Source organism: Rhizobium sp. FY34 (genome assembly GCF_005222845.1).
Taxonomy (GTDB): domain Bacteria; phylum Pseudomonadota; class Alphaproteobacteria; order Rhizobiales; family Rhizobiaceae; genus Neorhizobium.
In genome coordinates this window covers 89519-103845 of sequence record NZ_STFZ01000002.1, presented here as the reverse complement: position 1 = coordinate 103845, position 14327 = coordinate 89519, and the positions used below count along the sequence as shown (strand labels likewise).

The window sequence follows — 14327 nt, the reverse complement described above, 5'->3', positions numbered from 1 at the left end:
TTGCTGCTGTGCGGCGATATCCATCACGCGTCGATCACATTTTCGCTGGAGAATTTTTATGTCAATTTCCGAACGTCTGGACGCTTTTCGTCCGCAGGCGCTGGGTGTGCTGCGCATCATGGCGGCACTTCTATTTCTCGCCCATGGAACAATGAAGCTGTTTGCATTCCCTGCCGCCCAGATGGAGGGGCCCCTTCCACCCCTATTGCTGACTGCCGGCATCCTGGAACTGGTCGGCGGCTTGCTCGTGGCCGTCGGTTTCCTGACGCGCCCGGTGTCCTTCGTTCTGTCCGGTATGATGGCCTTCGCCTACTTCTTTGCGCATTTTCCGAAGAGCTTTTTCCCGTCGCTGAACGGCGGCGATGCAGCGGTTCTCTACTGCTTCATCTTCCTCTACATCGTGTTTGCCGGTGCCGGCGCCTTCGCGCTCGACAATCGCAACAAGGCCTGATCGGCCCCGTTTGAAGCGTTAAAAATACCCCGTGCCGAAACCGGCGCGGGGTATTTACTTTTTTACGTCACGACGTGAGTTTCAGCCCAACAATGCCGCAGAGGATGAGGCCGATGCAGGCAAGCCGTGCCAGCGTTGCCGGATCACCGAGAAAGGTGATGCCAAAGGCAACGGCGCCGACGGTGCCGATGCCGGTCCAGATCGCATAGGCCGTACCGACCGGCAGGTCGCGGATGGCAAGGCCCAGGAGGCCGAGGCTGACCGCCATGCAGGTTACGGTAAGGACGGATGGCCCGAGGCGGGAAAAGCCATCCGTATATTTGAGCCCGATGGCCCAGCCGACTTCCAGAAGACCGGCGAGAATGAGATAGATCCAGGGCACAAGGCGCTCCTTCCTGAGAAAAGAGCAAGGCCGTCCTCGCAGGGTTTGAAGCATTCGGTGCCTGAGATCTGTCAGGATCACCCGGTGCCCGCGGTCGTCCGCGTCACACCAATGTGGGACACCACGATCGACAATCAACCTCTGTGCCTGTCGATCTATGTGCGCAAAAGCTTACCCGAGCCGCTCCGCATGCCAGCGCAGGTGATCATCCATGAAGGTCGAGATGAAGTAATAGGAATGGTCGTAGCGCTCGTGCATGCGCAGCGTCAGCGCGATGCCCGTATCCTTGACCGCCTCTTCGAACAGCCAGGGGCGCAGGCCATTGTCGAGGAAACTATCGGCCTTGCCCTGATCGATCAGGAATTCCGGGAAGCGCGCGCCATCATGCACCAGCGCGCAGGCATCATAGGCACGCCAGGTGTCGCGATTTGCTCCAAGGTATTTTTCAAAGGCGGGCTTTGACCAGTCGGCCGTCGATGGCTCGACGATGGGCGCAAAGGCTGAGCAGCTCTTGAAGCGTTCCGGGTTTCTCAGGGCAATCGTCAGGGCGCCATGGCCGCCCATCGAGTGGCCGAATATGCCCTGACGGTCCATGTCGACGCGAAAATGTTCCGCGACCAGCGCCGGCAGCTCCTCGGTAATATAGCTGTACATGCGGTAGTGATCGGACCAGGGCTTTTCGGTGGCATCGAGATAGAAGCCGGCGCCCTTGCCCATCTGCCAATTGGTCTTTTCATCCGCCACATCATCGCCGCGCGGGCTGACATCCGGGCAGACGATGACGAGGCCAAGCTCGGCGGCCAGCCGGCGGTATTCGCCCTTGTCCATCACATTGGCATGGGTGCAGGTCAGCCCTGACAGATACCAGAGGACCGGGCGCTTCTCCGCAATCGCCTGCGGCGGCACGAAGACGGCAAAGGTCATCTCGCAATTCAGCACGGCCGAATCGTGCTGGAAGACACCCTGCATGCCGCCAAAGGCAGTGTTCTGGGACAGGACTTTCATGGGGTGAGTTCTCCTTTTTGAACGAGGCTCAGCCGGCAAGCGACACGACGGCATTGACTGCTGCGGCAACGAGCACGGTATTGAAGAAAAAGGCCAGGAGCGCATGGGTGAGATTGATGCGTCGCATGGCCGTGGTGGTGATGGTGACATCCGAGGTTTGCGCCGTCATGCCGATCACCAGCGAGAAATACAGAAAGTCAAAGCCGGATGGTTCCGGCGTTTCGGGAAAGGCAAGCCCTGCCTGGATCTGCAGCTTGCCTGCGCTATCTGCTGCACGGCGCCAGAAGTGATGGGCATAATGCATGGCAAACATTGTGTGGATGGTCAGCCAGCCTCCGATGACCGAGGCAAAGGCCAGTGCCACTTCAAACAGGCTCGGATCATTGGCGCGATTGAGCGCATTGAACAGCGCACCAATGGCGGCCACCACCGCCAGCATGGTGACGAGAAGGATCGTATAGGCTGGCGCATCGTCGCGCTCGCGGCTTGTCTTCAGGCGGTTGACGGTAAGGTGGGGCACACGCCGCGCGATCATGCCGAGATAGATCAGGAAGAACAGGATGGCCGAGAGCTCGATCGCCAGATGCGGGATGAGCAGCAGCAGCAAGGGCAGGGAACCCAGCCCGCCAAGGCTTGCCGCATAAAATGCGCTGTAACGCCGATGGCGCCAGCTGTGCGATATCTCTGTCATGGCGTGCTTCCGGCCTGGCTTGCGGCGGCCATGATGGCCTTGGCGCGGCGGCAGAGCGTATCGAGCGTGGACAGGAAGGACGAGCGGTCGCGGGGCGAGAAGGCTGCGTTATAGCCCTTGCTTTCGCCGGTCTCGCGCAGATGCTGTCCCAGATCGCGCATGGCGCTTGCCATGCCGATATTGGTCTGGTCGAAGACGCGGCCTGTCGGGCCGGTCACCTGCGCGCCGGCCGCCACGCAGCGCACAGCAAGTGGCACATCGGCGGTAATCACCACATCGCCGACGCCGGCCCGTTCAGCGATCCAGTCATCGGCGGCATCAAAGGCACCAGAGACGATGACATTCTTCACCATCGGATCGCGCGAGGGGCGCAGGCCCGAATTGGCAACGAAGGTCACTTCCAGCCCATGCCGTTCGGCGACTTTCAGGATCTCCGGTTTCACCGGGCAGGCATCGGCATCCACATAGATCATCGGTCATTCTCCTGGCGAAAGACAGTCTGGCCATCGGTCTTGGCGCGGATGTGTTCCATCAGATCGTCCAGCCGATCGCGGGAAGATCGCCATCGAAGGCAAGGCCACCATCCGGCGTCTCGACAAATTCCAGCCCATGCGGCAGGTGCACCCGCATCGTCTCTGGCAACGGAAGCGGTACGCCAAGCGGGGCAGGCTCGATGCTCGTTTTCACCAGCACCAGGAAAATCTGTTCGCCTTGCGTCAACATCTTGACATTGCGGCAGTCAAAACCGGACAGAACCAGATGATAGAGCAGCAGGCCGCCGCTCCAGATGCTGAGGTCGCCGGTGACGAGCGGATAGCGCATGGCGGGGACACTGAGCGCCAGCACGCCGCCTTCGGCCAGCATGCCGTGGGCGCGGCGCAGGAAGGCCTGTGGATCAACCTGTCTTTGCAGAAGGTCGATGGCGATCACGCAGTCGAAGGGCGTCTCAGGATCAACGGGTGCGTGCTGGCGCAGCGTCACGTTGGGTGTGGGCAGTGACGCAACGGCAGATGTTACCACACCTGTCACCTGCCGACCGTCCGCAGCCAGCAGCGCCAGCCGCTGCAGGTCGGGTTGGCCCAGATCAAGCACGCTTTGAAAACGGTGCTGGCGCAGAAGAAGGGTCAGGAGCGGGCCGGCCTCAATCTGCGGAAAGGCATCGGCGGCCGGCACGATCCGGCGTCCGCCATTCGTCTGGCGCGCGGTGATCTCAAGCCGCGATTTCAGCATGCGGTTTTCCCGCTGCAATGGCCGCAGCACCTGCTGCATTGTTTCCTTCAGACGCTTCAGCTGGGCGAGAGGCGACAGATCTTCGCCACTGTCCGGAGCCTGCGCGGTCTCATGGGACCTGCGCAGCGAAACGACGGGCGGGGCGGGGCTGCCGATCGCCGGATCCGCAATGACTCCTGTCGGATCGAGCGGATGAACTCGCGGCAAGGACATCCTGTCCTCATGGTTTTGGCCGGTAAAGACGAAGGAGAAGGCACAGTCACGCATTGCGTTTGCCGCATCGGTCACGGTGATCGCCGCATGCAACCCGTCCACGGAGGAAACCGCCGCCTTCAGCAGGCCGGCATGGCGGGTATCGATTAGCTGAGCCATGCCGTTTTCGATGGCCGACAGCGGTGGTTGAAAGAGGATGAGATAGCTGCCGGCCGTCTTGCGGCTGACGTGAAAGCCCTGGCCCTCTAGCACCTGTCCATCGGCTCTCACCGCGCCTGATACGATCCGCTCCGCCATGCATGCTCCTGATGATCGCCCGGCCCTGTGGTGGCGATTGCCGGGCGGCAAAGGGACGCCGTGCGGCGTCCTTCAATCTCTATGATGGCAATACGCGCTCGTTTAGTAGAGCACAACAGAGCGGATGCTTTCTCCCGAATGCATCAGCTCGAAACCCTTGTTGATATCCTCGAGCGGCATGGTGTGGGTGATCATCGGATCGATGATGATCTTGCCATCCATATACCAGTCGACGATTTTCGGCACGTCGGTGCGGCCACGCGCGCCACCGAATGCCGTGCCCATCCAGGAACGGCCGGTGACAAGCTGGAAGGGACGGGTGGAGATTTCCTGGCCGGCGCCGGCAACGCCAATGACCACCGACTTGCCCCAGCCGCGATGCGAGGCTTCCAGCGCCTGGCGCATGACCTTGGTATTGCCGGTGCAGTCGAAAGTGTAGTCGGCGCCGCCGATATGGTCATTGCCGCGCTTCGTCAGGTTGACGAGATAGGGTACGATATCCTCGCCGACTTCCTTCGGGTTGACGAAATGCGTCATGCCGAAGCGTTCGCCCCATTCCTTCTTGTCGTTGTTGAGATCGACGCCGATGATCATGTCGGCACCGGCAAGCCGCAGGCCCTGGATAACGTTGAGGCCAATGCCGCCGAGACCAAAAACGATGGCCGTCGAGCCGATTTCGACCTTTGCCGTATTGATGACGGCGCCGATGCCGGTGGTGACGCCGCAGCCGATATAGCAGATCTTGTCAAACGGGGCGTCGGGGTTGACCTTGGCCAACGCAATTTCCGGCAGCACCGTGTAATTGGCGAAGGTGGAGCAGCCCATATAGTGGTGGATCTTGTCCTTGCCGATGGAAAAGCGCGATGTGCCATCCGGCATCAGGCCCTGGCCTTGCGTCGAGCGGATGGCGGTGCAGAGGTTCGTCTTGCGCGAAAGGCAGGAATAGCATTCGCGGCATTCCGGCGTGTAGAGCGGAATGACATGGTCCCCTTTTTTCACCGAGGTGACGCCCGGACCGACATCCACGACGATACCGGCACCCTCATGGCCGAGGATTGCCGGAAACAGACCTTCCGGATCGGCGCCTGAGAGCGTGAAATCATCCGTGTGGCAGATGCCGGTGGCCTTCACCTCGATCAGCACTTCTCCGGCGCGTGGGCCTTCCAGCTGTACGGTCATGATTTCGAGCGGTTTTCCGGCCTGAACGGCAACGGCGGCGCGAACATCCATGGTCTATCTCCCTATATCTCTGATTCCTGAACTTTGTGGCACGCGAGCTTGCTCGGCTCAACCCTCAAAGCGGCATGGGCTGGCATCAGGCCGGCATCAGGCCATGCGGCTGCGCACCCGCTCGCGCCAGATGATGAAAAGGCCGGATGCCACGATGATGGCAATGCCCAACCATTTGGACGGCGTGGGGAAATCGGAAAACAGCAGGTAGCCGAGCACGGTGGCCGAAATGATCTCGAAATACTGGAAAGGCGCCAGAAGCGACACCGAGGCCATGCGGAAGGCCCGTACCACCAGCAGATGCACATAGCCGGACAGCGAGCCGAGGATCAGCAGCAGCACGATACCCAGCGAAGAGGCCGGTAGCGACATTTCGAAATCCGTCATACCGGCCATGTGTCCGGCAACCAGTACGACCGCCATCAGCGCCGTGCCGCCAACGCCTGACATCATCTGCATGGTGAGCGGCGAATCGGCATCGCCCAGCGCCCGGTTGAGAAAGAGGTAGAGCGTGAACAGAAAGGCGCAGGCGATAGGCAGAAGCGAGGTCCAGCCAAAAATCTCGAAGCTCGGCTGGATAACGATCATCGCCCCGCCGAAGCCCACAAGAATGGCAAGCCACCGCCGCCAGCCGACCTTGTCGCCCAAAAACAGCGCCGACATGATCGTCAGCATGAAGGGCTCTACGAAATAGATGGCAAAGACATCCGCGAGCGGCATGTATTTGACGGCAGTAAAGAACATCAGGCTGGCGCTGGCATGCAGCGCGCCGCGCAGCATGTTCATCCAGGGGCGGCGAACCTTGGAAAAACTGCCGACCGTCCAGAAGAACAGCGGCGCCAGCACCACCAGTTGCACGAGAAAGCGGTAGAAGGTCACCTGGCCGGGCGACATGGTCTCAAACGTCGCCATGTATTTGGCAATCGCGTCCATCATCGGCAGCACGACCATGCAACCCGCCATCAGTGCCATGCCCTTCACGGAACTGTCGGTCGAGGCAGCGGGTGAGGGTCCGAAGGATGAGGACATGTTTGATGCTTTCTGTGGAGGTCCGTTCAACCACAGGCAAGGGTGGTTGCACAAGGCGTGCCTGACGAGTGGCGGTACGCCTGGCCCTCACCGGCCTTCGATTTCGGTTTGCCCGAACACTTCCTCGAAGGCATCGCGCAGCCGGATATCGACATCCTGCATCATCACCAGCATACCAAGATCCTCAAGGCTTGTGACGCCATAGGCTGAGATGCCGCAGGGCACGATGCCGGAAAAATGCGTGAGATTCGGATCGACATTGATCGACAGCCCATGGAAGCTGACCCAGCGGCGCAGACGGATGCCGAGCGCTGCAATCTTGTCCTCGGCCATCGTGCCATCCGGCAGTGGGGCCTTTTCCGGGCGACGCACCCAGACCCCGACGCGATCCTCGCGCCGTTCGCCACGCACATTCATGGAGCCGAGACAGCGGATGATGACTTCCTCAAGCGCTGCCACATAGGCGCGCACATCCTGGCGGCGGCGCTTGAGATCCAGCATTACATAGGCAACCCGCTGGCCGGGTCCATGATAGGTATATTCACCGCCCCGGCCCGTGGAAAATACCGGGAATCGGTCGGGCTGGATCAGGTCGCTCGCATCAGCACTCGTGCCGGCGGTGTAGAGCGGAGGGTGCTCCAAAAGCCAGACAAGCTCCTGAGCCGTGCCCTCTGCAATCGCGGCCACTTCGCTTTCCATCACGGCAAGTGCTTCTTCATAGGGCACGGGGGAATCGGAGATCCGCCAGCGCACGGGCGGCGAACCGTCCAGCGGGTGCATGGAAAGATTGAGATCGGTGCGCTCTAGCATGTCATTTCTCTTGGGTGACGGAAGGCATTTTATACCAAATCTCGATGATACGAACCTATTGCGCCGGAGCGATTTTGATTTCCGGCTATGTCGCAATCCTCGACCGATGCCAAAAGCATCGCTCTCCGGTATGCTCCTTGCCGGATGAACGTCTCCGGTCCCACGCCATAGGTTCCTATCATCGAGACTTGGTATTACTATCCACAGGCACAAAGCCCGCAAATCAGGGCTTTCCCTATATAGGATTTCTTCAACACATTTTATCTTTCAAAAAACTGTCACGGCGCACTTGCGTCAGGGAAATCCCTTTGCTAGATGCTCCCTCGCCGGCAACAAACCGGCATCTACCACGATGCGGTCGTGGCGGAATTGGTAGACGCGCAGCGTTGAGGTCGCTGTGGGGCAACCCGTGGAAGTTCGAGTCTTCTCGACCGCACCAAAAGAACCCGGCGCAAGCCGGGTTTTTTGTTGTCTGGCAATGGGTTGGCCAGCGTCGGTCAGCAAAGCCGGATTACGCTCAGATACACAGAAGCAGCGGGCAGTGATCGGAGACTTCCGGATCGCTGACAACCTCGAATTCGCAGTGAAGACCGGCCTCATTGACCAGCATGTAATCGGCAAATCGGCCGGGCTTGGTGTAGTGGGAAGTCCGCGTGCTTTGAAAACCGCGCGTGGTGACAAGATCGGTCATGCCCAGTTCGCCCAGGATGTCGAAGGTTGCGCTGCGCGGTTCGACATTGAAATCGCCGCAGGCAACCAGCACATCCGCCGGCTCGGCCACTGACCCTATCAGGTCTGCAAATCGCCTGGCCTGCTGTTGGCGCTGCGGCGTATCCATCTTTCCGCGCAGGTCGCGCAGTCCATGCATATGGGCAATCGTCAGGGTCCGGTCCTGCGCCCGGTCGAAAACACGAAGGACATGCGCGTTACGCGGCCGCGGATGCTCTCCGTAACCCTTTGGCGAAAAGCCGCCATGCACGAAGCCCACGGCCTGCGCGATGATGGGTATCTCCTGGCGCACGAAGGTGGCAAGGCCGAACTGCGAGGGAAGAGCAGTCTCGCCATCAAAAAGCACGCCTTCGGCATTGGGCGAAAAGAACCCTGCATGCTCCGGCAGTGCCTCGCATAGTTCGCGGAACAATTGCGCACGCTGGGGCAGGACATGATCACCATCGCGATAGGTCAGCCATTCCTTCTGCGCATGCGGCGTGTGCACCACTTCCTGAAGACACAAAATATCCGGGTCTACCTGCTGCAAATATGTAAGCAGCGGGGCATGGAGCTTACCGCCCCATGCATTGAGAGAGAAAATCTTCATGAACGCCCGTCCTCGCAGTCGCTGTCCATCAGGACAGGCTGCCCCGCAAGCACCGAAATTGCAAATGGTCGCCCAATAGATGCCAGTCCTTACGGAATAGACCGCCGGAAGCGCGTCACGATGCGCACAGTCTGGTCGGGCTGCACCTCGTAGAGTTCCTCATAACGGGCACCGAACTCATCGCGCACTTCGCGGCTGAAGGAACTGCCAACCGGTGCCGAAACGATAGGCGAGCGCCCACCATAGGTGAGGCTTTCCGGGAAGGGTTCGTAGAACGTGCCGGACGCGTTGCAGCCGGACAGCGCAAGCAGGCCGACAAGACTGAGTGGCAAAAACGTGTTCATGGCGCATATCTCCTGCATCCCGCACGACCGGACATGGTGCGTCGCGTCAAAACGTCCAGCCGGCCGCTTTGGTTTCCTCAGCCGGAGAGATCTGCCGCAAACATCGGGCCGCCTCTATGGGCGGGGAAACCATAGCCGTTGATCATCACCAGATCCACATCGCTGGCGCGCGCCGCAATGCCTTCGGCAAGCAGCGCCCGGCCTTCGGCTGCCATGGCGGCAAGCATGCGCGCGATGATCTCGCTCTGCGTGAAGGAGCGCGGCACAATGCCCTTTGCGGCCCGGCAGGCCTCTATGATGGCGGTGACCTCGGGATCGGCCGCGCGTTTGCCACTGTCATAGCGATACCAGCCGCGACCGGCCTTCTGGCCGAATCGCTGCGCCTCGCAGAGGCGATCGGCGATCTCGACATAGCGTTCCGCCGGATCACGGCTTGTGGCCTGGCGCTTGCGGCGTGCCCAGGCAATTTCGAGGCCTGCCATGTCATAGACGGCAAACAGGCCCATCGGAAAGCCATAGGCCTCCAGCGCCTGATCGATCTCGTGCGGCAGAGCGCCGTCCTCGATGAGATATTCCGCTTCGCGACGATAGGCGGAAAAAATCCGGTTGCCGATAAAGCCTTCGGTCACGCCGGTGGCCACGGCCAGTTTCTTCAGGCGCCTGGCCAGCGCAAAACCGGTCGCCAGTACGTCCGGCGCGGTTTTTTCGCAGCGCACCACTTCCAGAAGCCGCATGACATGCGCTGGCGAAAAGAAATGCAGGCCGAGAACCCGCTCCGGATGCGCGGTCGCCGCAGCAATCTCGTCGGGGTTCAGATAGCTGGTATTGGTGGCGAGAATCGCATCCGGGCGCAGCACTGTGTCCAACCGCTGGAAAAGGTCGATCTTGACGGCCAGATCATCGAACACCGCCTCGATCACCAGATCTGCCGGGGCGAGATCGGCATCACTGGCAGTCACCGAAAGGTTTGCGATCTGTGCGTCGGCGGCATCGCGATCCAGCCTGCCGCTGGACACCGACTTGTCGATCAGTGCCAGAATGCGTGCGCGCCCACCGTCTGCGGCCTCCGGCGTCCGGTCGAGCCCGATTACCCTGTAGCCGGCGCCAAGGGCGGCCATGGCTATGCCGCTTCCCATCAGGCCAAGGCCCGCAATGGCGATGGTTTCGACCGGGCGTGGGGCGATGCCTTCAAGTCCTGCCACCTTGCCCGCCTCGCGTTCGGCAAAGAACACATGACGCAGCGCCTTGCTTTGCGGGCCGTCGCGCAAAGCGATAAAACTGCTGCGCTCCTCTGCAAGACCTTCGGCAAGCGGGGTTTCGCCGGCAAGCCGCACCAGGCGGATGATCTCGGCTGGAGCTTTCTGGCCGCGCGCCTTGGCAAGGATCTTGTCGCTGGCTTCGGCAAAGACCGCCTCATCGAAGGCGGGCGGCGAAAGCATGCCTGTGCGCTTGAGAGACTGGCCGGCCAGCGCCCGCGCCGTGGCGCAGGCCGTCATGACGAGATCGGCCTCGACAACCTCATCGATCAAACCGAGGGATTTTGCCTCGATAGTCTTGATTGTGCGGCCGCTGCTGATCAGGTCGAGTGCGGGCAAAGCGCCGATCAGGCGCGGCAGACGCTGCGTGCCGCCGGCACCCGGCACCAGGCCGAGTTTCACCTCCGGCAGGGCGACTGTAGCAGAGGACAGCGCCACGCGGTGATGGCAGGCGAGCGCCACTTCCAGCCCGCCGCCGAGTGCTGCGCCATTCAGCGCGGCGATCACGGGCTTCTCATGTGCTTCCACGGCGGCAATCACGTCTGGAAGGATCGGATCGACCGGCGGCTTGCCGAATTCGCGGATATCGGCGCCACCGATGAATGTCTTTCCCGCCGCCGTGATGACGATGCCTGAAATCGATGCGGTTGCCGTGCTGTGGGCAAGGGCTGCCATCAGTCCGGCACGCAGATCGGCAGAGGCGGCATTGACCGGCGGATTGTCGAGCGTAACGATGAGCACGCCCTTAGTCACCTGACCGGAAACCGTGGCGGAAAAGGTGAAGGGCGGCATGGTTCTATCCTTGTGTGATGCTCTCGGCCTGTCGTCACTCGGGAATGACGGCTATCGCCTGGATCTCGATCTTTGCCCGATCTTCCATCAGCGCCACCACCTGCACGGCGGCCATGGCCGGGTAATGCCGACCAATCACCTCACGATAGGCCTGGCCTATGCCCTTCAGATTGGCGAGATATTCGGCCTTGTCGACAAAATACCAGGTCATCGTCGTAATGTGCTCGGGGCGGGCACCGGCCTCTGCCAGAACCGCGACGATGTTTTCCAGCGTCTGGCGTGCCTGATCGACGAGGTCGTCGCTTTCGAACTGGCATTGGCCGTTCCAGCCGATCTGACCGCCGACATAGACCTGGCGGCCTGTGGCTGCGATGCCGTTGGCATAACCGATCGGTTTGGCCCAGCCTTCGGGCTGCAGAATGGTGTGCATGGGGTGAAATCTCCGGTCTGTCAGGTCTTCAGGAGTTCGCGGGCGATGATGAGTTTCTGGACTTCGGTCGCACCCTCATAGATGCGCAACGCCCGGATCTCGCGGTAGAGTTTTTCGGTGATTTCGCCCACCTGGACGCCGCGTCCGCCAAACATCTGCACCGCCCGATCGATCACCCGCTGGGCGTTTTCGGTCGCGGTCATCTTGGCCATGGCGGCTTCCTTGGTGGTGGGCAGGCCCTGCACATCGCGGCGCCAGGCGGCGCGGTAGGTCAAGAGAGCGCCGGCATCGATATCGGTTGCCATGTCGCCGAAAGCGGCCTGGGTCAATTGCAGATCGGCAAGCCTTGCGCCAAACATCGGCCGCGCTTTTGCATAAGACAGCGCCTCGTCCAGTGCCCGGCGGGCAAAGCCGAGCGCTGCTGCCGCCACCGAGGCACGAAAGATATCGAGCGTGCGCATGGCGATCTTGAAGCCTTCGCCGGGGGCACCAAGCAGGCGATCGGCGGGAATGCGGCAATTGTCGAAGCGGATGGTCGCCAGCGGATGCGGGGCCATCACATCGATGCGTTCCTCGATGGAAAAACCCGGATCATCGGCAAACACCACGAAGGCGGAAATGCCGCGTGTGCCGGGCGCCTCGCCGGTGCGGGCAAATACCGTATAGACATCGGCAATGCCGCCATTGGAAATCCAGGTCTTGCTCCCGTCGAGAACGAAATGGTTGCCGTCGCGCCGTGCCGCGCAGGCCATCGCGGCGACATCCGAACCGGCCTCTTTTTCCGAAAGGGCAAAGGCCGAAATCCAGGTGCCGCTTTGCGCCTTCGGCAATATCGCCCGCTTCAGCTCATCCGAACCGGACAGGCCGATGGCACCGGTGCCGAGCCCTTGCATGGCAAAGGCGAAATCGGCAAGCCCGTCGTGATAGGCGAGCGTTTCGCGCGTCAGGCAGACAGAGCGGCTGTCGATGGCCTCGCGTCCGCCGGAACCGGTTGCCGCATCCAGCAATCCAGCCTGTCCGAGCGCCGATACCAGCGCGCGGCACACGCTGTCCGTATCCCGATGGTCGATAGAGGTGAGGGCGCCGGAGCCCGCAAAGGCATCGAGTTTATCGGTCAGCAGTCTATGGCTTGCATCAAAGAACGGCCAGTCGAGATGCTCGCGGCTGGGAAGGCCCGGCGGGGTGAGGGCGGCCATGGTCAATTGCCCTCGAAGATCGGCTTGCGCTTTGCGGCAAAGGCTTCAAAGGCACGCCGGAAATCCTGAGTTCCCATGCAAATCGCCTGCGCCTGGGCTTCCGCTTCGATCAGTTCCTCAATGCCCATGGCCCATTCCTGGTTCAGCATGGTCTTGGTCATCGTATGGGCAAACCACGGGCCATCGGCCAGCGAATGGGCGAGCGCCAGCGCTTCAGCCTCCAGCGTTTCGGGTGAATGCAGGCCATTGTAGAAGCCCCAGGCATGACCTTCCGTCGCGCTCATGGCGCGGCCGGTCAACAGAAGTTCAGCGGCACGGCCCTGGCCGATGATACGCGGAAGAAGGCCGCAGGCGCCCATGTCTGCGCCGGCAAGACCAACGCGGGTGAAGAGAAAGGCGGTCTTTGCCTCGGGCGTTGCCAGCCGCAGATCGGATGCCATGGCCAGAATGGCACCAGCGCCGGCGCAGATACCATCGACGGCGGCAATGATCGGCTGCGGGCACTTGCGCATGGCCTTCACCAGATCGCCGGTCATGCGCGTGAATGCCAGAAGATCCGGCATGGCCATCTTTGTCAGCGGTTCGATGATCTCGAACACATCGCCGCCGGAGGAGAAATTACCGCCGGCACCGGTCAGAACCACGGCGCGCACATCGGATGCTGAGGCGAGATTGCGAAACAGGTCGCGCAACTCGGCATAGCTCTCGAAGGTCAGCGGGTTCTTACGCTCTGGCCGGTTGAGGCGTATGGTGGCAACCCGCCCATTCGCGCTTACCTCGAAAAGGAAATGCTGCGCCTGGTAGTCCTTCAAGGGTTTCAGGTGCGATGCCATGGATGGCTCTTTGGTGTCGATCATCCGGAAAATACCTCCCCACCGGCGACCGCGATCGCCTGTCCTGTGATTGATCGGGCAGAGGGCGACGCCAGCCACAGAACCGTATCTGCGACCTCCTCCGGCGTCACCAGCCGCCCTTGCGGATTGTGCTTTGTCAGTTCCTGCAGCGCCTCGGCCTGGCTGCGTCCGGTCTTTTGCATGATCGTGTCGAGCGAGCGGGCCACCAGCGGCGTATCGGTAAAGCCCGGACACACGGCATTGACGGTGACGCCGGTTTTCGCAAGTTCCAGCGCCAGAGATCGCGTCAGCCCGATAATGCCGTGCTTTGCCGCGCAATAGGCGCTGACATAGGCATAGCCGGTAAGGCCTGCGGTGGAGGCGATGGTGATGATGCGCGCGCCGTCACCCTTGGCTTTCAGATCGGCCAGAACGGCCTGGGTCACCGAAAACACTCCGGTCAGGTCCACCGCCATTACATGGTTCCACATCTCCAGCGTCGTTTTCTCAAACGAAGCCGTCGGTGCTTCACCGGCATTGTTGACGAGGATTTCGATAGGACCAAAGGCGGAGCGCGCCCTGCCGAGACCAGTGGCAATGGCGGAAGGATCGGTCACGTCAAAGCCTGGAAGCGCCAGGCATTGTTGCGCACCAAGTCTGTCCGCAAGCTCGTCAAGCGGTGCGGCCCGGCGGCCGGCAAGCGTCACATGCGCCCCTGCCTCGACAAGTGCCGATGCGATGGCAGCACCGATGCCGGATCCGGCACCGGTGACAAGCGCATGGCGGCCGTGCAGAGCCTGCCGGGACGTGTTCGCCATAT

General features: G+C 61.3%; 16 protein-coding genes and 1 tRNA gene. 2 read left to right on the top strand and 15 right to left on the bottom strand.

What is annotated here, in order from left to right; all coding sequences use genetic code 11:
- Positions 1–58: 58 nt before the first annotated feature.
- Complete coding sequence (locus tag E8M77_RS01555) at positions 59–451, top strand: DoxX family protein (RefSeq protein WP_137128856.1); 393 nt, start codon at positions 59–61, stop codon at positions 449–451.
- A gap of 67 nt (positions 452–518) precedes the next feature.
- On the opposite strand, the gene sugE is transcribed toward E8M77_RS01555, so the two are convergent.
- The 8 genes from sugE to lipB form a co-directional block, all read right to left on the bottom strand.
- Positions 519–833: a quaternary ammonium compound efflux SMR transporter SugE gene (sugE, locus tag E8M77_RS01550; RefSeq protein WP_137128855.1), complete on the bottom strand. Its 315-nt coding sequence runs from the start codon at positions 831–833 to the stop codon at positions 519–521.
- A gap of 171 nt (positions 834–1004) precedes the next feature.
- Positions 1005–1838 carry an S-formylglutathione hydrolase gene (fghA, locus tag E8M77_RS01545; RefSeq protein WP_137128854.1) on the bottom strand — a complete coding sequence of 278 codons (834 nt, stop codon included), beginning with the start codon at positions 1836–1838 and terminating at the stop codon, positions 1005–1007.
- A 28-nt stretch (positions 1839–1866) separates the two neighbouring features.
- Positions 1867–2529: a DUF1345 domain-containing protein gene (locus E8M77_RS01540; protein ID WP_137128853.1), complete on the bottom strand. Its 663-nt coding sequence runs from the start codon at positions 2527–2529 to the stop codon at positions 1867–1869.
- Positions 2526–3002 (bottom strand): YaiI/YqxD family protein, encoded by a 477-nt coding sequence (locus E8M77_RS01535; protein ID WP_137128852.1) that lies wholly within the window; start codon positions 3000–3002, stop codon positions 2526–2528. Before E8M77_RS01535 ends, E8M77_RS01540 begins: the two co-directional genes overlap by 4 nt.
- A 58-nt stretch (positions 3003–3060) precedes the next feature.
- Complete coding sequence (locus E8M77_RS01530) at positions 3061–4269, bottom strand: methyltransferase domain-containing protein (RefSeq protein ID WP_137128851.1); 1209 nt, start codon at positions 4267–4269, stop codon at positions 3061–3063.
- A 102-nt stretch (positions 4270–4371) separates the two neighbouring features.
- Positions 4372–5499 carry an S-(hydroxymethyl)glutathione dehydrogenase/class III alcohol dehydrogenase gene (locus E8M77_RS01525; RefSeq protein ID WP_137128850.1) on the bottom strand — a complete coding sequence of 376 codons (1128 nt, stop codon included), beginning with the start codon at positions 5497–5499 and terminating at the stop codon, positions 4372–4374.
- Positions 5500–5595: 96 nt separating this feature from the next.
- Positions 5596–6528, bottom strand: a complete 933-nt coding sequence (locus tag E8M77_RS01520; protein WP_246659082.1) for a DMT family transporter — start codon at positions 6526–6528, stop codon at positions 5596–5598.
- A gap of 87 nt (positions 6529–6615) precedes the next feature.
- Positions 6616–7338 (bottom strand): lipoyl(octanoyl) transferase LipB, encoded by a 723-nt coding sequence (lipB, locus tag E8M77_RS01515; protein ID WP_137128849.1) that lies wholly within the window; start codon positions 7336–7338, stop codon positions 6616–6618.
- Between the two features lie 354 nt (positions 7339–7692).
- On the opposite strand from lipB, the gene E8M77_RS01510 reads away from it, so the two are divergent.
- Positions 7693–7777 (top strand) — tRNA-Leu (locus E8M77_RS01510).
- 78 nt (positions 7778–7855) lie between these two features.
- Here the strand turns inward: E8M77_RS01510 and E8M77_RS01505 are convergent.
- The 7 genes from E8M77_RS01505 to E8M77_RS01475 form a co-directional block, all read right to left on the bottom strand.
- Positions 7856–8656, bottom strand: coding sequence for an endonuclease/exonuclease/phosphatase family protein (locus E8M77_RS01505; protein ID WP_137128848.1), 801 nt, complete (start codon positions 8654–8656; stop codon positions 7856–7858).
- Positions 8657–8745: 89 nt separating this feature from the next.
- On the bottom strand, positions 8746–9000 hold the full coding sequence (locus E8M77_RS01500; protein WP_137128847.1) for a hypothetical protein: 255 nt from the start codon (positions 8998–9000) through the stop codon (positions 8746–8748).
- 77 nt (positions 9001–9077) lie between these two features.
- On the bottom strand, positions 9078–11048 hold the full coding sequence (locus E8M77_RS01495) for a 3-hydroxyacyl-CoA dehydrogenase NAD-binding domain-containing protein (RefSeq protein ID WP_137128846.1): 1971 nt from the start codon (positions 11046–11048) through the stop codon (positions 9078–9080).
- A 34-nt stretch (positions 11049–11082) separates the two neighbouring features.
- Positions 11083–11478 carry a RidA family protein gene (locus tag E8M77_RS01490; RefSeq protein WP_137128845.1) on the bottom strand — a complete coding sequence of 132 codons (396 nt, stop codon included), beginning with the start codon at positions 11476–11478 and terminating at the stop codon, positions 11083–11085.
- 20 nt (positions 11479–11498) lie between these two features.
- Positions 11499–12674, bottom strand: coding sequence for an acyl-CoA dehydrogenase family protein (locus E8M77_RS01485; RefSeq protein WP_137128844.1), 1176 nt, complete (start codon positions 12672–12674; stop codon positions 11499–11501).
- Positions 12675–12676: 2 nt separating this feature from the next.
- Positions 12677–13531: an enoyl-CoA hydratase family protein gene (locus tag E8M77_RS01480; protein WP_137128843.1), complete on the bottom strand. Its 855-nt coding sequence runs from the start codon at positions 13529–13531 to the stop codon at positions 12677–12679.
- Positions 13528–14325, bottom strand: a complete 798-nt coding sequence (locus tag E8M77_RS01475) for an SDR family NAD(P)-dependent oxidoreductase (RefSeq protein ID WP_137128842.1) — start codon at positions 14323–14325, stop codon at positions 13528–13530. The genes E8M77_RS01480 and E8M77_RS01475 overlap by 4 nt, the downstream gene beginning before the upstream one ends.
- Positions 14326–14327 lie beyond the last annotated feature (2 nt).

Excerpts from the sequence above, each read along its gene's own strand:
- E8M77_RS01555 (WP_137128856.1), top strand. The coding sequence starts at position 59 with ATGTCAATTTCCGAACGTCTGGACGCTTTTCGTCCGCAGGCGCTGGGT.
- fghA (WP_137128854.1), bottom strand. The coding sequence starts at position 1,838 with ATGAAAGTCCTGTCCCAGAACACTGCCTTTGGCGGCATGCAGGGTGTC.
- E8M77_RS01540 (WP_137128853.1), bottom strand. The coding sequence starts at position 2,529 with ATGACAGAGATATCGCACAGCTGGCGCCATCGGCGTTACAGCGCATTT.
- E8M77_RS01535 (WP_137128852.1), bottom strand. The coding sequence starts at position 3,002 with ATGATCTATGTGGATGCCGATGCCTGCCCGGTGAAACCGGAGATCCTG.
- E8M77_RS01530 (WP_137128851.1), bottom strand. The coding sequence starts at position 4,269 with ATGGCGGAGCGGATCGTATCAGGCGCGGTGAGAGCCGATGGACAGGTG.
- E8M77_RS01525 (WP_137128850.1), bottom strand. The coding sequence starts at position 5,499 with ATGGATGTTCGCGCCGCCGTTGCCGTTCAGGCCGGAAAACCGCTCGAA.
- E8M77_RS01520 (WP_246659082.1), bottom strand. The coding sequence starts at position 6,528 with ATGTCCTCATCCTTCGGACCCTCACCCGCTGCCTCGACCGACAGTTCC.
- lipB (WP_137128849.1), bottom strand. The coding sequence starts at position 7,338 with ATGCTAGAGCGCACCGATCTCAATCTTTCCATGCACCCGCTGGACGGT.
- E8M77_RS01505 (WP_137128848.1), bottom strand. The coding sequence starts at position 8,656 with ATGAAGATTTTCTCTCTCAATGCATGGGGCGGTAAGCTCCATGCCCCG.
- E8M77_RS01500 (WP_137128847.1), bottom strand. The coding sequence starts at position 9,000 with ATGAACACGTTTTTGCCACTCAGTCTTGTCGGCCTGCTTGCGCTGTCC.
- E8M77_RS01495 (WP_137128846.1), bottom strand. The coding sequence starts at position 11,048 with ATGCCGCCCTTCACCTTTTCCGCCACGGTTTCCGGTCAGGTGACTAAG.
- E8M77_RS01490 (WP_137128845.1), bottom strand. The coding sequence starts at position 11,478 with ATGCACACCATTCTGCAGCCCGAAGGCTGGGCCAAACCGATCGGTTAT.
- E8M77_RS01485 (WP_137128844.1), bottom strand. The coding sequence starts at position 12,674 with ATGGCCGCCCTCACCCCGCCGGGCCTTCCCAGCCGCGAGCATCTCGAC.
- E8M77_RS01480 (WP_137128843.1), bottom strand. The coding sequence starts at position 13,531 with ATGATCGACACCAAAGAGCCATCCATGGCATCGCACCTGAAACCCTTG.
- E8M77_RS01475 (WP_137128842.1), bottom strand. The coding sequence starts at position 14,325 with ATGGCGAACACGTCCCGGCAGGCTCTGCACGGCCGCCATGCGCTTGTC.